Genomic DNA, 18,849 nt, shown 5'->3' on the forward strand with positions numbered 1-18,849 from the left:
CCTTTTCAGGTCGCCTTTTTCGTTTTGCTCAAGCCTTACTGGCCGGTATAGATCTGATCAAAGATCCCGCCATCATTGAAGTGGGTCTTCTGCACCGAACGCCAGTCGCCGAAGGTTTTCTCCACCGACAGGAAATCGACTTTCGGGAAACGGTCGGTGTACTTCGCCAGCACTGCCGGGTCCCGTGGACGCAGGTAGTTGGCGGCGGCGATTTCCTGACCTTCCGGCGACCACAGGTATTTCAGGTATTCATCGGCGGCGGCGCGGGTGCCTTTTTTGTCGACCACTTTGTCGACCACCGACACCGGTGGTTCGGCCTCGGCGGAGACGCTTGGGTAGATCACCTCGAACTGATCGCGACCGAACTCGCGAGCGATCATCTCGGCTTCGTTCTCGAAGGTGACCAGCACGTCGCCGATCTGGTTGGTCATGAACGTGGTGGTCGCGGCGCGGCCACCGGTATCGAGCACTGGCGCTTGCTTGAACAGTTTGCCGACGAAGTCCTTGGCCTTGTTCTCGTCACCGCCATTTTTCAGCACGTAGCCCCAGGCCGAGAGGTAGGTGTAGCGGCCGTTGCCCGAAGTTTTCGGGTTCGGCACGATCACTTGCACGCCGTCCTTGAGCAGGTCCGGCCAGTCTTTCAGGGCTTTCGGGTTGCCTTTGCGGACGATGAACACGGTGGCCGAGGTGAACGGTGCGCTGTTGTTCGGCAGGCGGCTGACCCAGTTTTCCGGCACCAGTTTGCCGTTGTCGGCGAGGGCGTTGATGTCGGTCGCCATGTTCATGGTGATGACGTCAGCCGGCAGGCCGTCGATCACCGAACGCGCCTGCTTGCTCGAACCGCCGAAGGACATTTGCACGGTGATGTTTTCGTTGTGCTCGGCCTGCCAGTGTTTCTGGAACGCAGTGTTGTAATCCTTGTAGAAATCGCGCATCACGTCATAGGAGACGTTGAGCAGGGTCGGTGCGGCTTGAGCCACGCTGCCAAAGGCAAGACCGGCGGCGAGAAGTGAGGCGCCAAAGAGTTTTTTCACTGCGCATTCCTTGTTGTGTCGGTGATAACGGTCGGGGGTGATACCGTTTTGCCAGCGACTATAGCCGGGCTGGCATAGTCGTTTAAAGATTAAAAAGCTCTGTGCTTATTCCACTTTCTTAAACAGCTGACTGCCGCACCGCGAGCAAAATGCTGCGTTCTGTTCATGGCTGTTTTTCTTGCACACCGGGCAGTCATGTTGCAGCTGTTCGCCGCGCATGGCGTTGGCCAGTTCCGCCGTGAAAATCCCGGTGGGCACGGCGATGATCGAGTAACCGGTGATCATCACCAGCGACGAAATCACCTGGCCCAGCGGGGTCTTCGGCACGATGTCGCCGAAGCCGACGGTGGTCAACGTCACAATAGCCCAATAGATGCCTTTGGGGATGCTGGTGAAGCCATGTTCCGGGCCTTCGATCACGTACATCAGGGTGCCGAACACCGTCACCAGGGTGCAGACGCTGACCAGAAACACCACGATCTTCTGCTTGCTGCCGCGCAGCGCCGACATCAGATAGTTGGCTTGCTTGAGGTACGGGCTGAGCTTGAGCACGCGGAAGATCCGCAGCATCCGGATGATGCGGATGATCAGCAGGTACTGCGCATCGCTGTAATACAGCGCCAGAATTCCGGGCACGATCGCCAGCAGATCCACCAGTCCGTAGAAGCTGAAAGCGTAGCGCAACGGTTTCGGTGAGCAATACAGGCGCAGGATGTATTCACCGAGAAAAATGACGGTGAAACCCCACTCGATGTAGGCCAGCACATCGGCGTAGTTCTGGTGAATGCTGTCGATGCTGTCGAGCATCACCACCACCAGGCTGGCAAGGATGATCAACAGCAAGGTGCCGTCGAAGCGCCGCCCGGCGAGGGTGTCGCTCTGGAAAATCATCACGTAAAGCCGTTCGCGCCAACTGTTGCTGCTGTCCATGGATAACGCCTGAATTGAAGATCAGCGCAGCCTAGGTTGATTGTCCCCCTGTGCGCAAGGCGTGGCGTCGACGGCCGCTTTACCGAGCATCTGGATCCCGGCGCGGATCAGCCAGCCGGCGAGGATGAACGGCGCGGTCAGCATCGCCAGACCGAGAGCGGCGAACAGCGGGGTGACCAGCAGCGCAAGGACGATGCCCAGCAGCGGCAGCCACGGTTGCTGGCGCTGCGCACTGAAGGCGAGGGCGGCGAGTACCGCGTTGTAACTGCCCAGTCCCAGCAATGCCGCGCCGGTTTCGTGGTGCAACAGACTGGACGCAAGGCCGATGGCTGACGCGAACAATGCCCAGCAAAAGGCGCGGCGATCAGCGATCAACAAGCCGATGCCGATCAATGCGCCGGCCAGCGGATGCTCGAGGAACATCACCTGACCCAATCCACGCAGTCCTGCGGCGAGCAGGTTCAGCGTGTTCATCTCGATGTGCGCCGTCGGCGCGGATGGCTCGGCGAACAGCAACAGGATCCAGCCGATGGCCACGAATGGCGAGGTGTAGGCCGGTATCGATCGACTGCGGTAAACGTGTTTGAGCCATTGCTGAGTGAGCATCGCACTGACGCCGCCAGCCGCCAGAATCAGCGGCGGCAGCAGCGGTGACCAGGGGAAATACAGACTCAGTAACAAGCCGAGCAGCACGCCGTTGTAGCTGAACAAACCGGCCTGACGATCAGCCTTGGCATAGTTACGTCGCTGTGCAGTGAGCAATCCAGCGACCGCCCCGAGCAGCGCGCCGGCAAACAGCACCGGCGCAGTGAGCAGGATCGCCAGCAGGCACAACAGGCCGCATAGCGGGTGGCGCTGAAGGAATATCTGACTGAAACCGTTGAGCAAAGCCTCGGCCCAGTCGGGGCAGTGGGTGTTGAAATGATTGGCAGGCATGTTGAAAAAATCTGGGCAGTTGGAAAATCAAAAGGTCTTGCTTACCTGTGGTGAGGGGATTTATCCCCGATGGGCTGCGAAGCGGCCCCCAATCGGGGAGTGCGGTTTTTCTGTGAAAACCGTCACTCTCTTGAAAGCGGTGACTGCTGCGCAGTCAATCGGGGATGAATCCCCTCACCACAGGGTTCAGTCGCAATCGTCAGATCAATGTTTCGATCCGCAGTGAGTTAGTCGATCCCGGCTGCCCGAACGGCACCCCGGCAGTGATCAGCAACGTATCGCCACGCTCGGCCATGCCTTGCGCCTGGGCGATTTCCAGCGCGGTCGAACACACTTCATCGACCTGACGCAGGCGATCGTTGACCACCGAGTGAATGCCCCACGCCACGCTCAAACGCCGCGCGGTCTGCAGGTTCGGCGTCAGGTTGAGGATCGGCGCTTTCGGCCGCTCCCGCGCCGCACGTAATGTCGAGGCGCCCGATTCGCTGTAGTTGACCAGCACCGCCACCGGCAGCACGTTGCTGATGCGGCGGATCGCGCAACTGATCGCATCGGACACCGTCGCCTCGGCTTTCGGTCGGCTGACGTCGAGTTGAGTCTGATAGTCCGGACCGTTCTCAACCTGACGAATGATCTTGCTCATCATCTGCACCGCTTCCAGCGGGTATTCGCCGGACGCGGTTTCGGCCGAGAGCATCACTGCATCCGCGCCTTCAGCCACAGCGTTGGCCACGTCAGTGACTTCAGCACGGGTCGGTGCCGGGGAGAAGCGCATCGATTCGAGCATCTGCGTCGCCACCACCACCGGTTTGCCGAGTTCACGGCAGGTTGTGATGATGTTTTTCTGGATCTGCGGCACGCTTTCCGCCGGCACTTCGACACCGAGATCGCCGCGAGCGACCATGATCGCGTCGCTCAGCTCGGCGATTTCGCGCAGTTGTTCAACCGCCGACGGCTTCTCGATTTTCGCCATCAGGAACGCTTTGTCGCCGATCAGTTCGCGTGCTTCGAGGATGTCTTGCGGACGCTGCACGAACGACAGCGCCACCCAGTCCACGCCCAGTTCCAGGCCGAAGCTCAGGTCGCGGCGATCCTTGGCGGTCAGCGGGCTCAGTTCAAGTACCGCTTGCGGCACGTTCACCCCTTTGCGGTCGGACAGTTCGCCGCCGTTGAGCACGGTGGTGTCGATCGCGTCGGAGTATTTGCTGACCACGCGCAGGCGCAGTTTGCCGTCATCCAGCAGCAGATCCATGCCTGCTTCGAGCGCGGCGATGATCTCCGGATGCGGCAGGTTCACTCGGCGTTCATCGCCGGGTGTCGCGTCCAGATCGAGGCGGAACGCCTGACCGCGATGCAGCTGCACCTTGCCGTCGGCGAACTTGCCGACGCGCAGTTTCGGCCCTTGCAGGTCCATCAGGATGCCCAGCGGGTAGTTGAGCTGGCGCTCGACTTCGCGGATCCACTGATAACGCTTGGCGTGGTCGGCGTGATCGCCGTGGCTGAAGTTCAGGCGGAAGATGTTGACCCCGGCCTCGACCAGTTCACGGATATCTTCGATGCCATCGACGGCAGGCCCGAGGGTGGCGAGGATTTTGACCTTTTTATCAGGCGTCATGATTTGCAGTTCTCAAGGATCAGGATGGCGCGGAAGTCGTTGACGTTGGTGCGGGTCGGCTCGGTGACGATCAGCGCATCGAGCGCCTCGAAGTAGCCGTAACCGTTGTTGTTATCCAGCTCGTCGCTGGCGCTCAGGCCCAGAGCGGCGGCGCGGGCGTAGCTGTCCGGGGTCATGATCGCGCCGGCGTTGTCTTCCGAGCCGTCGATGCCGTCGGTGTCACCGGCCAGCGCATAAACGCCGGGCTGGCCCTTGAGGCTGTCGGTCAGGCTCAGGAGGAATTCGGCGTTGCGTCCGCCACGGCCATTGCCGCGCACGGTCACGGTAGTTTCGCCGCCGGACAGAATCACGCACGGCGCTGCCAGTGGCTGCCCGTGATTGATGATCTGCCGGGCGATGCCGGCGTGGACCTTCGCCACTTCGCGGGATTCACCTTCGAGGTCGCCAAGGATCAGCGTGCTGAAACCGGCCTGGCGGCATTTCACTGCCGCTGCATCCAGCGATTGCTGCGGGCGGGCGATCAACTGGAAATGGCTGCGAGCGAGGCTCGGATCACCGGGTTTGACCGTTTCCGATTCCGGGCTTTGCAGCCAGTTGCGCACCGTCGCCGGGACTTCAATGTTGTAGCGCTTGAGGATCGCCAGCGCTTCGGCCGAAGTGCTCGGGTCGGCCACGGTCGGGCCGGAAGCGATCACCGTGGCGAGGTCGCCCGGTACATCGGAAATTGCGTAGGTGTAGACGGTGGCAGGCCAGCAAGCCTTGCCGAGGCGGCCGCCCTTGATCGCCGAGAGGTGCTTGCGCACGCAGTTCATCTCGCCGATGGTCGCGCCGGATTTGAGCAGGGCTTTGTTGATCGACTGCTTGTCGGCCAGGGTGATGCCTTCGGCTGGCAGCGCGAGCAGGGCTGAACCGCCGCCGGAGAGCAGGAAGATCACGCGGTCGTCTTCAGTCAGATTGCTGACCAGTTCCAGCACGCGTTTGGCCACGGCCAGACCGGCAGCGTCCGGTACCGGATGCGCGGCTTCGACCACTTCGATTTTTTCGCACGGAGCGCCGTGACCGTAACGGGTCACCACCAGACCGGATACTTCACCCTGCCAGCAGCGCTCGACCACCTGGGCCATGGCAGCTGCGGCTTTGCCGGCACCGATGACGATCACCCGACCCGTGCGATCGGCAGGCAGATGGGCTTCGAGGACTTGGTTCGGATGGGCCGCGTCGATGGCTGTGGCAAACAGCTCGCGCAGCAGTTGTTGCGGATCGACCGACATGGCGGGCTCCCGGAATTCTTGTTATTCGAAAGGGCAACTCGGATCTTTGTAGGAGTGAGCCTGCTCGCGATTCAGGCGGCGCGGTGTATCAGGTACACCGAGATGAATTCATCGCGAGCAGGCTCACTCCTACAGGTTTGATGAAGGCTTATTTTTTGTCGCGAATCGAGAAGTTGGCCATGTGTTCCAGACCCTTGATCAGCGCCGAGTGGTCCCAGTTGCTGCCACCGATCGCCGCGCAGGTGCTGAACACTTGCTGGGCGTTGGCGGTGTTCGGCAGGTTGATGTTCAGTTCCTTGGCACCTTGCAGGGCCAGGTTCAGGTCCTTCTGGTGCAGGCTGATGCGGAAGCCCGGATCGAAGGTGCCTTTGATCATGCGCTCGCCGTGCACTTCGAGGATCTTCGACGAAGCGAAACCGCCCATCAGCGCTTCACGCACCTTGGCCGGATCAGCACCGTTTTTCGAAGCGAACAGCAGGGCTTCAGCCACGGCCTGAATGTTCAGCGCGACGATGATCTGGTTCGCCACTTTGGCGGTCTGACCGTCACCATTGCCGCCGACCAGGGTGATGTTCTTGCCCATGGCCTGGAACAGCGGCAGGGCGCGTTCGAAGGCATCGGCGTCGCCACCGACCATGATGCTCAGGGTCGCAGCCTTGGCGCCGACTTCACCACCGGATACCGGGGCGTCGAGGTATTGCGCGCCTTTTTCGTTGATCTTCTTGGCGAAGGCCTTGGTGGCGGTCGGCGAGATCGAGCTCATGTCGATCACCACTTTGCCTTTGCCGATGCCGGCAGCAACGCCGTCGGCGCGGAACAGCACGTCGTCGACCTGCGGGGTATCCGGCACCATGACGATGATGAATTCGGCTTCCTGCGCCACTTCGCGCGGGTTGGCCAGGGCGACGGCGCCAGCGGCGACCAGATCGGCCGGAGCGGCGTCGTGGTGCGCCGACAGGAACAGGCTGTGACCGGCTTTCTGCAGGTTCGAAGCCATTGGGTGGCCCATGATGCCGGTGCCGATAAATCCGATTTTAGCCATGAGAAAATCCTCTTGTTTTTGTCTTGCTCAAGCGAAATAGGGGGTGTTGCTTTGGGTGGGAGCGGGCTTGCTCGCGAATGCGGTGGAACATTCAATATCCGTGTTGACTGAACCACCGCATTCGCGAGCAAGCCCGCTCCCACAAGGGTTTTGCAGTGTTCTTAAATGGCGTTGTGGGTTTTCAGCCAGCCGAGGCCTGCTTCAGTGGTGGTCAGCGGCTTGTATTCGCAACCCACCCATCCCTGATAACCAATGCGATCCAGGTGTTCGAACAGGAAGCGGTAGTTGATCTCACCGGTGCCCGGCTCGTTGCGCCCCGGGTTGTCCGCGAGCTGCACGTGGTTGATCTCGCCCAGGTGCGATTGCAGGGTACGGGCCAGATCGCCTTCCATGATTTGCATGTGATAGATGTCGTATTGCAGAAACAGATTGGCGCTGCCGACCTGCTCGCGAATCGACAGGGCTTGCGCCGTGTTGTTCAGGTAAAAGCCCGGGATGTCGCGGGTGTTGATCGCTTCCATCACCAGTTTGATGCCCGCCGCCTGCAGCTTGTCGGCTGCATATTTGAGGTTGGCGACGAAGGTTTTTTCCACGGTGGCATCGTCCACGCCTTGCGGACGGATACCGGCCAGGCAGTTGACCTGGGTGTTGCCCAGCACTTGCGCGTAGGCAATCGCCAGATCGACCCCGGCGCGGAACTCTTCAACCCGATCCGGCAGACACGCGATACCGCGCTCGCCCTTGGCCCAGTCGCCGGCCGGCAGGTTGAACAGCACTTGGGTCAGACCGTTGGCATCGAGCCTGGCCTTGATTTCGGCAGAGCTGAAGTCGTACGGGAACAGGTATTCCACACCACTGAAACCGGCCTTGGCGGCGGCGTCGAAACGGGCAAGGAAATCCTGTTCGGTGAACAGCATGGACAGGTTGGCAGCGAAACGCGGCATGGTGGTCTCCTAAAACGGTTTTGACGCGGGTGGTCAGACTAAACCCAATCAGTCCCCTCTCCAGGGGGAGAGGGTTAGGGAGAGGGTTAGGGTGAGGGGGGAATCAGGGTTGGCCCCAAATTCCCCGAACGACACAAAATCGCTCCCTCACCCCAGCCCTCTCCCGGAGGGAGAGGGAGCCAGTTACGTTCAGTCGAGCAACGAAATCGCCGTTGGCGCGTCGTTGCCGACCAGTGCCAGGTCTTCGAATTCGTTGACGGCGTTGATCTCGGTCCCCATGGAGATGTTGGTCACACGCTCCAGGATGATCTCGACAATCACCGGTACCTTGAACTCTTCGATCATCTGTTCGGCCTTGCGCAGGGCAGGGGCGATTTCCGATGGTTCGAACACCCGCAGGGCTTTACAGCCGAGGCCTTCGGCGACTGCGATGTGGTCGACACCGTAACCGTTGAGTTCCGGCGCGTTCAGGTTATCGAAGGATAGCTGCACGCAGTAGTCCATTTCGAACCCGCGCTGGGCCTGACGGATCAGCCCCAGGTACGAGTTGTTCACCACAACGTGGATGTAAGGCAGTTTGAACTGAGCGCCGACCGCCAGCTCCTCGATCATGAACTGGAAGTCATAGTCCCCCGACAGGGCCACGACTTTCCGGCTCGGATCGGCCTTGACCACGCCCAGCGCCGCCGGAATGGTCCAGCCCAACGGGCCGGCCTGACCGCAGTTGATCCAGTGACGCGGCTTGTAGACGTGCAGGAACTGCGCGCCGGCAATCTGCGACAGACCAATGGTGCTGACGTAGCAGGTGTCTTTGCCGAACACCTGGTTCATCTCTTCGTATACGCGCTGCGGCTTGACCGGCACGTTGTCGAAGTGAGTCTTGCGGTGCAGGCTGGCCTTGCGCTGCTGGCAATCCTGCAGCCAGGCGCTACGGTTTTTCAGCTTGCCGGCGGCTTGCCATTCACGGGCGACTTCGATGAACACGGTCAGCGCGGCAGCGGCGTCGGAGACGATGCCCAGATCCGGAGTGAACACGCGGCCGATCTGCGTGCCTTCGATGTCGACGTGAATGAACTTGCGGCCTTCGGTGTAGACATCCACCGAACCGGTGTGGCGGTTGGCCCAACGGTTACCGATACCCAGTACCACGTCGGATTTCAGCAGCGTGGCGTTGCCGTAACGGTGCGACGTCTGCAGACCGACCATGCCGACCATCAGCGGGTGATCATCGGGAATGGTGCCCCAGCCCATCAGGGTCGGGATCACCGGAATACCGGTCAGCTCGGCGAACTCCACCAGCAGATCGCTGGCGTCGGCGTTGATGATGCCGCCACCGGCCACCAGCAATGGACGCTCGGCCTGATCCAGCAGCGCCAGAGCCTTTTCGACCTGAACGCGGGTCGCGGTTGGCTTGGCCAGCGGCAGCGGCTGGTAGGCATCGATGTCGAATTCGATTTCAGCCATCTGCACGTCGAACGGCAGGTCGATCAGCACCGGGCCTGGACGACCGGAGCGCATTTCGTAGAAGGCTTTCTGGAACGCGTAAGGCACCTGGCCCGGCTCCAGAACCGTGGTCGCCCACTTGGTGACAGGCTTGACGATGCTGGTGATGTCGACCGCCTGGAAGTCTTCCTTGTGCATACGGGCGCGGGGTGCCTGGCCGGTAATGCAGAGGATCGGAATCGAGTCGGCCGAGGCGCTGTAGAGCCCGGTGACCATGTCGGTACCGGCAGGGCCGGACGTACCGATGCACACGCCGATGTTGCCGGCCTTGGTGCGGGTGTAACCCTCGGCCATGTGTGACGCGCCTTCGACGTGGCGAGCGAGGACGTGATCGATGCCACCGACTTTCTGCAGGGCGGAGTACAGCGGGTTGATCGCAGCACCCGGAATGCCAAAAGCGGTATCAACCCCTTCACGGCGCATCACCAGAACGGCGGCTTCGATTGCTCTCATTTTGCTCATGGTTTTGTGCCTCTTTACGTTTTGTAATTGTATACAAGTGGCTTTGCGCAGAGTGTATTCACGGCGGACGGCGCAGGTCAATCCATTTTCTCAAGCGTCTGTTTCATTTGTCGGAAGCCGGTTTTGCTGTGGCTTTTCGTCGCATGTGGCGCCTTTCGAGAATTATTGTATACAAAAAAATAATTCATTGTGTTCTATTTGTGGCATCGGGCTGCGGCACTTAAGCGCAGCCCCACGACTTTCCCAATAACAAAATGAGGACGGCACCATGAGCGCTTTAACCTTGAAAGTCGCAGTCAACCTGGTCAACGAAGCCATCAGCACCGGGCGCGGGATCAACGCCGCGCCGCTGACCATCGCGGTACTCGATACCGGCGGCCACCTGATCACCCTGCAACGCGAAGACGGCGCCAGCCTGCTGCGCCCGAACATCGCCATCGGCAAAGCCTGGGGCGCCATCGCCCTGGGCAAGGGCTCACGCCTGCTGGCGCTGGACGCCCAACAACGCCCGGCCTTCATCGCCGCACTCAACAGCATGGGCCAGGGCAGCGTCGTCCCGGCCCCGGGCGGGGTGTTGATCCGTGATCAGGCGGGGAATGTGCTGGGGGCGATTGGGATTAGCGGCGATCTGTCGGATATTGATGAGCAGGTGGCGATCAAAGCGGTAGAGGCGCTGGATTTGAGGGCGGATGCGGGGGTGGCTGCTTGAATCTGCGTTGATTGATTAACCGCTATCGCGAGCAGGCTCACTCCTACAAGGGATCCTGGTTGGACACAAAATGTCTGAACACCACAAACCCCTGTAGGAGTGAGCCTGCTCGCGATAGCTCTCTCCCAGAAACATCCAGCCAAGAGTCTGTCCCATCAACTTGAGCACGCAGAACTAGTCTTCTCATGAGCTGATCATGGGAGGCAAAGGAATGCCTGATCTACCCGCTGCACACCGATTGCGAGCCGGTCGCTATGCCGAGCCCAATCGAATCTACCTACTGACGACCAACACTCTTGATCGCAAACCGATCTTTGCCGATTTTGCTTTGGGCCGATTGGTGGTTCATCAATTTCGGCGTGCACAAGATCTCGGCTTGGCGAACTCACTGGCGTGGGTGGTAATGCCAGATCATTTTCATTGGTTAATCGAATTGCAGAGCGGGTCTTTGAGCGAACTGATGCAAAAGACCAAGTCGCTAAGTACCAAAGCGGTGAATCAGGCTACCGGTAGAAATGTTGGCCTCTGGCAAAGAGGGTTTCATGACCGGGCACTGCGGCGGGAGGAGGATTTAGTGAAGATGGCAAGGTATGTCGTCGCCAACCCATTGCGGGCTGGACTGGTGGAGAGGCTTGGAGACTATCCGCTGTGGGATGCGATTTGGGTTTGAGCCGAAACCGTGTCGCCTCGATCGCGAGCAGGCTCACTCCTACATTTGGAATGCATTCCCCTGTAGGAGTGAGCCTGCTCGCGATGGCGTCAGCGCGGTCTTACTGATCCGGCTCACACCCTTTCAACACCAACCGGATAATCGTTTGCGCCGCAGCCTCGTAATCCGCCTCGTCCAGCTTGTCCTTGCCGGTCACTGCAGAGATCTGCCAGTCGAAGTCGGCGTAGGTCTGGGTCGCGGCCCAGATGCTGAACATCAGGTGATTGGGGTCGATCGGGGCGATCTGGCCGCGGTCGATCCAGCTCTGGATGCAGTCGATGTTGTGCTTGGCCTGGCTGTTGAGCTGCTCGACCAGGTCGGCGCTCAGGTGCGGGGCGCCGTGCATGATTTCGCTGGCGAACACTTTGGAGGCGAAGGGCAGGTCGCGGGAGATGCGGATCTTCGAGCGGATGTAGCCGCTGAGCACTTCGCTCGGTACGCCGTCCGGGTTGAACGGGGTCGAAGCCTGCAGGATCGGCACGATGATGCTTTCCAGGACCTCGCGGTAGAGGTTTTCCTTGGATTTGAAGTAGTAATAAACGTTGGGCTTGGGCAATCCTGCCTTGGCGGCGATGTCGCTGGTTTTGGTCGCAGCGAAGCCCTTGTCGGCAAATTCCTCACTGGCGGCACGCAGGATCAGTTCTTTGTTGCGCTCGCGGATTGTGCTCATAAACCCGGTGGTTCCTTGCCTGTTCTGGCGGTTGCGCATGGTAGCACCGGCCTCGCGCATGGCTCAAGAATGCCCCGTGTGGCCCGCAGTCGCGGTATGCTGCGCGGCATTATTCACATAAGGAAACAAGATTCATGGCAGGAAGCAGTTTGCTGGTGCTGATCGACGATATTGCCACCGTTCTGGATGATGTGGCGTTGATGAGCAAAATGGCCGCGAAGAAGACCGCCGGCGTACTCGGCGATGACTTGGCGCTCAATGCCCAGCAAGTCTCCGGCGTGCGCGCCGAGCGGGAAATTCCGGTGGTCTGGGCGGTCGCCAAGGGCTCGTTTCTCAACAAGCTGATCCTGGTGCCCTCGGCCCTGGCGATCAGTGCGTTCGTGCCGTGGCTGGTGACGCCGCTGTTGATGGTCGGCGGCGCGTACCTGTGTTTCGAAGGTTTCGAGAAGCTCGCGCACAAGTTCCTGCACAGCAAGGCCGAAGATGATGCCGACCACGCGCAATTGAGCGCGGCGGTGGCCGAGCCGACCACCGATCTGGTGGCTTACGAGAAGGACAAGATCAAAGGCGCGATCCGCACTGACTTCATCCTCTCGGCGGAAATCATCGCCATCACACTTGGCACCGTGGCCGACGCTTCGCTGACCCAGCAAGTGATCGTCATGTCGGGCATCGCCATCGTCATGACCGTGGGGGTTTATGGCCTGGTGGCCGGCATCGTCAAACTCGACGATCTGGGCCTGTGGCTGACCCAGAAATCGGGTGCGGCAGCAAAAAACATCGGCAATGCAATCCTGCGCGCCGCCCCGTACATGATGAAAGGCCTGTCGGTGATCGGCACGGCGGCAATGTTCCTCGTCGGTGGCGGCATTCTCACCCACGGCATTCCCGTGGTGCATCACTGGATTGAAAGTGTCGGTGTGGCGGCCGGTAGCGCCGGGTTCGCAGTCCCTGTGCTGCTCAATGGCGTAGCGGGGATCATCGCGGGCGCGGCAGTGCTGGCGGTGGTTTCGGTGGTCGGTAAAATCTGGCGCACGATCAAAGGATAAACACATCACCTTTGTGGGAGCGGGCTTGCTCGCGAATGCGGTGGGTCAGTCGAAGAATATGCTGGCTGATTCACCGCATTCGCGAGCAAGCCCGCTCCCACAGTTTGATCCAGGTTGTGCCATGAAAAAGGGCCATTCGACTCGCATCGAATGGCCCTTTTTTGTTGTCGCTGAGGTTACTCGGCAATCTGCAACTTGCGCGACTCGGTGTAGACGTAACGCACTTTCTCGTACTCGAACGGCGAGTTCATCTGGCCGTAGCGGAAGTTGGTCTGGTAGCGCTTGTCGACCGCGCGCAGGGCCCAGATTTCCGGGTGGTTGGAGCTGACTTCCGACACATTCAGGTAGTTGATTGCCGATTCGGCGGTGTAGTCCACGGCGAGGCCGGCGGTGTCGCGAATGTTCGACGGGCCGAGGATCGGCAACACGAAGTAGGCACCGCCCGGTACGCCGTAGAAGCCCAGGGTCTGACCGAAGTCTTCGCTCTGGCGCGGCAGGCCCATGGCAGTGGCCGGGTCCCACAGACCGGCAATGCCGATAGTGGTGTTGAGCAACAGGCGCGCGGTGGTTTCCATCGAGCGCTTGCCCTTGAACTGCAGCAGGCTGTTGACCAAGTTCGGCACGTCGCCAAGGTTGTTGAAGAAGTTGCTCACCCCGGTGCGCAGGAAGCTTGGCGTCACGTAGCGATAGCCGTCGACCACCGGCAGGAACACCCATTGGTCGAAGCGGTAGTTGAAGTGGTAGACGCGGCGGTTCCACGACTCCAGCGGGTCATAGACGTTGAGTGCGTTGAGCGTCGAGCGCTCGAACTCACGCTGGTCCAGACCCGGGTTGAACTTGAGTTTGGACAGCGGCTCCTTGAAGCCATCGCTGTCGACCACCACCGGCGCGTTGGCTTTGCTGTTGTCGGCCTGGGCCACGCCTGCACTGAGGAGCGCTGCAATCAGCAGGAGATATTTAGCCACGGAAAAACTCCAGCATGGCGTCGCTGTTGACGCGGTAGTTAAGGTTGCCGCAATGGCCGCCCAGTGGGTAAACGGTCAGGCGATCGCCAAAGGTCTTGCGCAGGAAACCGAGGTCGCCAGGGCCGAGGATCACGTCATCAGCATTGTGCATGACGGCGATTTTCGGGCTGTCGTGCAGGTAATCCTTGAGTGCGTACAGGCTGACCTGATCGATCAGTTGCAGCAGGCTGCCGCCGTCAGTGCGCGCGCGCCACATCGGAATCACTTGTTCGGTCAGGTAGCAGTCGAAGTCGCATTGCAGCGCACGCTTGAGGAACGGCGTGAGGCTGGTGCCTTCGGTGATCGGGAATTTCGGCGGGGTGATCAGGCCACGACGGTTGATCAGGTCGGAGGTGAAGGCAATGTCGGCCGCCGAGAAACGGAACGAAGTGCCGATCAGCATCGCCATCTGTTCGTTGGTCAGGTGCTGCTTCGACTGCTGGAAGTCGTAGAGCAGGGCGTCATTGAGGTCGATGTAGCCTTTCTGCTGGAAGTAGCGGGTCAGCTTGTTCAGCACCAGTTCATAGAAGGTGGTGCTGTTGTTGATGCCCTTCACCTCGGTCTGTACCAGCTTGTCGAGGTTGCTGATCGAGGTGTAGAGGTTGACCGGCGGGTTGAGCAGCAGGACTTTCTTGAAGTTGAAGCTGCGTCGGGTCTCGTCCAGGTGTGCGACGAACGCGGCATCCAGCGCGCCGAGGCTGTAGCCGCTGAGGTAGTACTCGGTGACCGGCAGTTTCGGATGCTGCGCGCGTACGGCCTGCATCACCCGGTACATGTCTTCGGCGTCTTCCTTGGTGATGCCCGGGGTGGCGAAGCGTGAAGCGGCGCTGATGAAGTCGAAGCTGGTGGGCGACGACAACTGCACGACGTGGTAGCCGGCCTTGTAGTAGAGCTTCTTCAGGTATTCGTTGAGCGTGCTGTCATAGCGCGCACCGGTGCCGGCGATCAGGAAGATCAGCGGCGCCGGTTTGTCCTGCTCGGCGATGCGGTAGGTGAGTTTTTTCACCGCCCAGAAATTGTCCGGGAGGATGAAGGCCCGTTCCGGGCGCAGGGTGATGCTGTGGTCGGACTGATTGATCTCGTCGTTCGACGGCAACTCCGGGCGCAGGTCCGGTGGCGTGGTGGCGATGGTCGCCTCGAACGGGTTGGTCAGGGGATAGCCATAACTGGCGGCATCGATATCCACCGCCAGTGCGGACGCACTCAGAATAAGGCCGCTGAACAGCGCGGCGAAGCGCAAGGAACGGAGCATGACTGGATCCCTTAAAGGAAGGTGCCGAATGAAGTTCGCAGGCTATGACCACCGGGCTTGCGCCAAAGTGCCATGCCTCGGCACCAAACAGGCAGAATTCGGAGTAATAGTAGCTGGACGATACACTTTGCAAGGCGCGGATGACCAGTTAACAGTTGTTAGTGCTTGCCAATGCGTGCGGGCAGATTAAGCTGGCCGCCGATTTCGTTGATTGGAGAGATTCATGTCCCGCCGCTTGCCCGTGATTCTGTTGCTCGTGCTGTTGCCGCTGTGGCTGGCCGCCAGTTATGGCGCGCGTTATGGCTTCATGGAGGACGGACAGTGGGTTGGCATCTGCGTCGATGAAGCGAGCCGTTGGGAATGCTCGGTGCGTTCGAACCTGGGGCTGATGATCCACTTCAAGGTGTTGGGCTGGACCGCGCTGGGTGCGGCGCTGCTGGGTTTTGTGTTGCCCGGGCGGGCAGGGTGGTGGCTGGCGGTGCTGGCGCTGGTGTTCGGGTTGCCGGCGCTGGCGTTGTACAACACGACGCTGGCGGTGTTTGCGCTGGTGATTGCCGGGTTGCGGTTGGTCCGGGAATCCCGTAGCGCCTGATAGTCAGCCTTCGCGAGCAAGCCCGCTCCCACATTTAATCGAGTTCCTTCAGTTGGAATGCAATCAAATGTGGGAGCGGGCTTGCTCGCGAACGGGCCAGACTGGCCTCGGGAGATCAGCCTTTGCGAACCCGCAGGCAGCGCCAAAGTGCCGCCACCATCAAACCACTGACCAGCGCCCAGCCCCACGCCTGCTGATTCAACAATCCTTCTTCATACAGCTGCGGCGCAATGCCGGCGCCGATGATAAAGGTCAGCAGGGCGATTTCCCGGCGTGGCACGCTGACCGGACGGCACACGAAAACCAGCGCCGGCAGGATGAACGCCATGCTGGCGAAACTGCGATAACGCGCGTCGAACACCATCTCCAGCATCATCACCGCCGCCGCAAAGCCGGCCAGCGCCACCAGCCAGCCGGCACGGCGCTCGAGCCGATTGAAGACGCGTTCACGCCAACCCTGGCGGGCGCTCAGGCTCAGCGCGGCATGGGCCAGCACTAACAGATTCAAGACCGTCAGCAAGCCGACCCACAGCCATTCGCTGGCAAACCGCGTGGTCACTCGCGCCAGATCGCCCCAGGCGCCGATAGAGCAGGCTGCAACTGCCGCAAGCAGGGGCAGAACCAACGCCGATTGCGTGGTGCGAACCCGGCCGCCGAGCAGCAGCGTGCCGAGGAAAATCAGCCCACCGACGCCCAGCCATTCCTTCCAGTACGGCACATTGGTCACTGGCCCGGCGAGCACGCCCTTGTCCTGGCGATCGGCGTCGAACAGGCCCCAGTAACCGCCGACCGCACCTTCGCTGCCCCGTTTCCATGGCTGGTCGAAGGCTTCGATCAGGTTGTAATGCCAGCCTTCCTTCTCGGCCATCGCGACAAAACCGCGAATGAACTTGGCCTCGTTGACCCGGCTCGGCAGGGCGGTCTCGCGCTGGCGACCTTCGCTGGGCCAACCGGTTTCGCCGATCATCACGTCCTTGGGCGCGAACTTGTTGCCGAACACCTGACGCACATCCGCCACATGTTGCAGCGCGACGTCGATGTTCGACGGATCGTCTTCCCAGTACGGCAACAGGTGAATGGTCAGGAAATCCACCGCCGGCGCGACTTCCGGGTGCTTGAGCCAGAACTCCCAGACATCGGCATAGGTGACCGGTTGCTTGACCTGGCTTTTGACCTTGTTGATCAGTCTGGCCAGTTGCGCGCCGGTGACTTCCTTGCGCAGCAAGGCTTCGTTGCCGACGATCACCGCGCTGACCACATCCGGGTTGGCGTTGGCCGAGGCGATCAACTGGTCGACCTCTTTTTCGGTGTCCACCGGGTTGCTGTTGACCCAGGCGCCGATCATCAGCTTCAAACCGTGTTTGCGCGCCAGTTCCGGCAGCGCTTCGAGGCCGGTCATCGAATAGGTGCGGATGCACTCGAAGCGCGTCGCCAGCAGGGCGAGGTCGGCGTCCATACGCTCCGGGCGCAGTTTGAACGGTACGTCGAACGGCGACTGATCCTTGTCGAACGGCGTGTAGGAGGCGCATTGCAACTTGTGCGTCGGGGTCGCGGCGTCCGGCAGGATCACCGGTTTGCCGAGGCCGTACCAGAAGCCACCGAGGGCAAACAGGCCGAGCAGGCAGGCGAAGAGGTAAGGAAGAAAGGGAAAGCGGGAAGTCGCGGACATGGTCAGGCCGAGTGGCTGCAAAGCGACGCATGTTACCTGCATTTTTCAGCGGTTGGTGGCCTGCATGATTTGCCCATGCAAAGTTCGGGCGGATTGTCTGGCGCCATTTATTCGGAGGCGATTAATGGCCTTCTGATGTCGTTTCTCGGTGTATTGAGGTCGCTGACAGAGCAGGTCGCTGCGGGCGTCAGGCCGATGATCGAAAGCGTCAGCACTCCACTGGCGTTCAAGCGAGTTTGCGGTCAGGCGTGATGGGGGCGCTGTGCACCATAACAATACGTTGACGATGCCCGGCATCCGTTGGGCGCAGCATTTCGGGGAAGTAAACGATGAAGATGCGACGACTTTTAGGCGCAGGTGCCGCTCTGGTGCTTGCGATGAGTTCCACATTCGCCAGCGCTGAAAAACAGACCCTGAACATCGGTTACGTTGACGGCTGGTCCGACAGCGTCGCGACCACCCATGTGGCGGCCGAGGTGATCAAGCAGAAACTCGGCTACGACGTGAAGTTGCAAGCCGTCGCCACCGGGATCATGTGGCAGGGCGTGGCCACCGGCAAACTCGATGCGATGCTTTCGGCCTGGCTGCCGGTCACCCACGGCGAATACTGGGCGAAGAACAAGGATCTGGTCGTGGATTACGGCCCGAACTTCAAGGATGCGAAAATCGGCCTGATCGTGCCGGAGTACGTCAAAGCGAAATCGATCGAAGACCTCAAGACCGATGACAGCTTCAAGAACCGCATCGTCGGCATCGACGCCGGTTCAGGCGTAATGCTCAAAACCGATCAGGCGATCAAGGATTACGGCCTGGACAAATATACGCTCAAGGCCAGTTCCGGCGCCGGCATGATTGCCGAGCTGACCCGCGCCGAGAAAAAGAACGAGTCGATTGCGGTCACCGGTTGGGTGCCGCACTGGATGTTCGCCAAGTGGAAACTGCGCTTCCTCGACGACCCGAAAGGCGTGTACGGCGCGGCTGAAACCGTGAACAGCATCGGCAGCAAAGAGCTGGATGCCAAAGCGCCTGAAGTCGCCAAGTTCCTGAAAAACTTCCAGTGGGCGTCGAAAGACGAGATCGGCGAAGTCATGCTGGCCATCCAGGACGGCGCCAAGCCAGAAGCGGCAGCCAAGGATTGGGTCGCCAAGCACCCGGATCGCGTGGCTGACTGGACCAAATAAAAGTACCAACAACGCCTGACCCCTGTGGGAGCGAGCTTGCTCGCGAAAGCGGTGTAACAGTTGACAGAAATGTTGGCTGACACGACGCCTTCGCGAGCAAGCCCGCTCCCACATTTGTTTCTTGTGCACCCTCTCTGGCAGGGTTTACGGCTGTTTCAAAGCCTCTTTCCAACTCTTTCGGCTAATTAGCGTCCGAAAATTGGCGAAAACGTCATGTCGTTCTAATACTAAGGTCGTCTGGAACCCGTTCCGCAGCCGCATACAGTGGATACGTTCC

The 18,849-nt window shown here is 60.3% G+C and carries 17 protein-coding genes; 5 read left to right on the forward strand and 12 right to left on the reverse strand.

Annotated elements, in window-relative coordinates; all coding sequences use genetic code 11:
* Nucleotides 1–35: 35 nt before the first annotated feature.
* The 8 genes from E4T63_RS08195 to gcl all read right to left on the reverse strand — a co-directional run bounded on the left by E4T63_RS08195 (nucleotide 36) and on the right by gcl (nucleotide 9,737).
* Nucleotides 36–1,034, reverse strand: a complete 999-nt coding sequence (locus tag E4T63_RS08195) for a sulfate ABC transporter substrate-binding protein (RefSeq protein ID WP_027613937.1) — start codon at nucleotides 1,032–1,034, stop codon at nucleotides 36–38.
* Nucleotides 1,035–1,139: 105 nt separating this feature from the next.
* A complete protein-coding gene (locus tag E4T63_RS08200; RefSeq protein WP_095667160.1) occupies nucleotides 1,140–1,964 on the reverse strand; it encodes an ion transporter in 825 nt (274 codons plus the stop codon).
* Nucleotides 1,965–1,985: 21 nt separating this feature from the next.
* Nucleotides 1,986–2,900, reverse strand: coding sequence for an urea transporter (locus E4T63_RS08205; protein WP_135295237.1), 915 nt, complete (start codon nucleotides 2,898–2,900; stop codon nucleotides 1,986–1,988).
* Nucleotides 2,901–3,099: 199 nt separating this feature from the next.
* Entirely contained in the window at nucleotides 3,100–4,515 is a 1,416-nt protein-coding gene (pyk, locus tag E4T63_RS08210; RefSeq protein ID WP_135295238.1) for a pyruvate kinase, read from the reverse strand.
* Nucleotides 4,512–5,786, reverse strand: a complete 1,275-nt coding sequence (locus tag E4T63_RS08215; protein WP_096796236.1) for a glycerate kinase type-2 family protein — start codon at nucleotides 5,784–5,786, stop codon at nucleotides 4,512–4,514. The genes pyk and E4T63_RS08215 overlap by 4 nt, the downstream gene beginning before the upstream one ends.
* 148 nt (nucleotides 5,787–5,934) lie before the next feature.
* Nucleotides 5,935–6,828, reverse strand: coding sequence for a 2-hydroxy-3-oxopropionate reductase (locus E4T63_RS08220; RefSeq protein WP_003222962.1), 894 nt, complete (start codon nucleotides 6,826–6,828; stop codon nucleotides 5,935–5,937).
* Between the two features lie 161 nt (nucleotides 6,829–6,989).
* The gene (gene hyi / locus E4T63_RS08225) at nucleotides 6,990–7,772 is read right to left on the reverse strand and encodes a hydroxypyruvate isomerase (protein WP_095050211.1); all 783 of its coding nucleotides are present in this window, start codon (nucleotides 7,770–7,772) and stop codon (nucleotides 6,990–6,992) included.
* A gap of 189 nt (nucleotides 7,773–7,961) precedes the next feature.
* The gene (gene gcl / locus E4T63_RS08230; RefSeq protein ID WP_096796234.1) at nucleotides 7,962–9,737 is read right to left on the reverse strand and encodes a glyoxylate carboligase; all 1,776 of its coding nucleotides are present in this window, start codon (nucleotides 9,735–9,737) and stop codon (nucleotides 7,962–7,964) included.
* 268 nt (nucleotides 9,738–10,005) lie between these two features.
* On the opposite strand from gcl, the gene E4T63_RS08235 reads away from it, so the two are divergent.
* Together E4T63_RS08235 and E4T63_RS08240 are read left to right on the forward strand one after the other, a co-directional pair.
* Entirely contained in the window at nucleotides 10,006–10,446 is a 441-nt protein-coding gene (locus E4T63_RS08235) for a GlcG/HbpS family heme-binding protein (RefSeq protein ID WP_027613943.1), read from the forward strand.
* A 211-nt stretch (nucleotides 10,447–10,657) separates the two neighbouring features.
* Nucleotides 10,658–11,116 (forward strand): REP-associated tyrosine transposase, encoded by a 459-nt coding sequence (locus tag E4T63_RS08240; RefSeq protein ID WP_098968488.1) that lies wholly within the window; start codon nucleotides 10,658–10,660, stop codon nucleotides 11,114–11,116.
* Nucleotides 11,117–11,216: 100 nt separating this feature from the next.
* On the opposite strand, the gene E4T63_RS08245 is transcribed toward E4T63_RS08240, so the two are convergent.
* Complete coding sequence (locus tag E4T63_RS08245; RefSeq protein ID WP_034151540.1) at nucleotides 11,217–11,825, reverse strand: TetR/AcrR family transcriptional regulator; 609 nt, start codon at nucleotides 11,823–11,825, stop codon at nucleotides 11,217–11,219.
* A gap of 134 nt (nucleotides 11,826–11,959) precedes the next feature.
* Between E4T63_RS08245 and E4T63_RS08250 the strand changes: the two genes are divergently transcribed.
* Nucleotides 11,960–12,874, forward strand: coding sequence for a DUF808 domain-containing protein (locus tag E4T63_RS08250; protein WP_097090118.1), 915 nt, complete (start codon nucleotides 11,960–11,962; stop codon nucleotides 12,872–12,874).
* A 176-nt stretch (nucleotides 12,875–13,050) separates the two neighbouring features.
* On the opposite strand, the gene E4T63_RS08255 is transcribed toward E4T63_RS08250, so the two are convergent.
* Entirely contained in the window at nucleotides 13,051–13,839 is a 789-nt protein-coding gene (locus E4T63_RS08255; RefSeq protein WP_007969640.1) for an MlaA family lipoprotein, read from the reverse strand.
* Nucleotides 13,832–15,130 (reverse strand): serine/threonine protein kinase, encoded by a 1,299-nt coding sequence (locus E4T63_RS08260; RefSeq protein WP_027613946.1) that lies wholly within the window; start codon nucleotides 15,128–15,130, stop codon nucleotides 13,832–13,834. Before E4T63_RS08260 ends, E4T63_RS08255 begins: the two co-directional genes overlap by 8 nt.
* 223 nt (nucleotides 15,131–15,353) lie before the next feature.
* Between E4T63_RS08260 and E4T63_RS08265 the strand changes: the two genes are divergently transcribed.
* Complete coding sequence (locus E4T63_RS08265; protein WP_134785772.1) at nucleotides 15,354–15,722, forward strand: hypothetical protein; 369 nt, start codon at nucleotides 15,354–15,356, stop codon at nucleotides 15,720–15,722.
* Between the two features lie 115 nt (nucleotides 15,723–15,837).
* On the opposite strand, the gene E4T63_RS08270 is transcribed toward E4T63_RS08265, so the two are convergent.
* Nucleotides 15,838–17,433 (reverse strand): beta (1-6) glucans synthase, encoded by a 1,596-nt coding sequence (locus E4T63_RS08270; protein ID WP_135295239.1) that lies wholly within the window; start codon nucleotides 17,431–17,433, stop codon nucleotides 15,838–15,840.
* A gap of 287 nt (nucleotides 17,434–17,720) precedes the next feature.
* On the opposite strand from E4T63_RS08270, the gene E4T63_RS08280 reads away from it, so the two are divergent.
* A complete protein-coding gene (locus E4T63_RS08280; RefSeq protein WP_003222989.1) occupies nucleotides 17,721–18,572 on the forward strand; it encodes a glycine betaine ABC transporter substrate-binding protein in 852 nt (283 codons plus the stop codon).
* The last annotated feature ends 277 nt before the right edge of the window (nucleotides 18,573–18,849 follow it).

Source organism: Pseudomonas fluorescens (assembly GCF_004683905.1).
GTDB lineage: Bacteria > Pseudomonadota > Gammaproteobacteria > Pseudomonadales > Pseudomonadaceae > Aquipseudomonas > Aquipseudomonas putida_A.

Bases quoted from the DNA above. Each gene is read 5' to 3' on its own strand.
- E4T63_RS08200 (WP_095667160.1), bottom strand. From the start codon at position 1,964: ATGGACAGCAGCAACAGTTGGCGCGAACGGCTTTACGTGATGATTTTC.
- E4T63_RS08205 (WP_135295237.1), bottom strand. From the start codon at position 2,900: ATGCCTGCCAATCATTTCAACACCCACTGCCCCGACTGGGCCGAGGCT.
- pyk (WP_135295238.1), bottom strand. From the start codon at position 4,515: ATGACGCCTGATAAAAAGGTCAAAATCCTCGCCACCCTCGGGCCTGCC.
- E4T63_RS08215 (WP_096796236.1), bottom strand. From the start codon at position 5,786: ATGTCGGTCGATCCGCAACAACTGCTGCGCGAGCTGTTTGCCACAGCC.
- E4T63_RS08220 (WP_003222962.1), bottom strand. From the start codon at position 6,828: ATGGCTAAAATCGGATTTATCGGCACCGGCATCATGGGCCACCCAATG.
- hyi (WP_095050211.1), bottom strand. From the start codon at position 7,772: ATGCCGCGTTTCGCTGCCAACCTGTCCATGCTGTTCACCGAACAGGAT.
- gcl (WP_096796234.1), bottom strand. From the start codon at position 9,737: ATGAGCAAAATGAGAGCAATCGAAGCCGCCGTTCTGGTGATGCGCCGT.
- E4T63_RS08235 (WP_027613943.1), top strand. From the start codon at position 10,006: ATGAGCGCTTTAACCTTGAAAGTCGCAGTCAACCTGGTCAACGAAGCC.
- E4T63_RS08240 (WP_098968488.1), top strand. From the start codon at position 10,658: ATGCCTGATCTACCCGCTGCACACCGATTGCGAGCCGGTCGCTATGCC.
- E4T63_RS08245 (WP_034151540.1), bottom strand. From the start codon at position 11,825: ATGAGCACAATCCGCGAGCGCAACAAAGAACTGATCCTGCGTGCCGCC.
- E4T63_RS08250 (WP_097090118.1), top strand. From the start codon at position 11,960: ATGGCAGGAAGCAGTTTGCTGGTGCTGATCGACGATATTGCCACCGTT.
- E4T63_RS08260 (WP_027613946.1), bottom strand. From the start codon at position 15,130: ATGCTCCGTTCCTTGCGCTTCGCCGCGCTGTTCAGCGGCCTTATTCTG.
- E4T63_RS08265 (WP_134785772.1), top strand. From the start codon at position 15,354: ATGTCCCGCCGCTTGCCCGTGATTCTGTTGCTCGTGCTGTTGCCGCTG.
- E4T63_RS08270 (WP_135295239.1), bottom strand. From the start codon at position 17,433: ATGCAGGTAACATGCGTCGCTTTGCAGCCACTCGGCCTGACCATGTCC.
- E4T63_RS08280 (WP_003222989.1), top strand. From the start codon at position 17,721: ATGAAGATGCGACGACTTTTAGGCGCAGGTGCCGCTCTGGTGCTTGCG.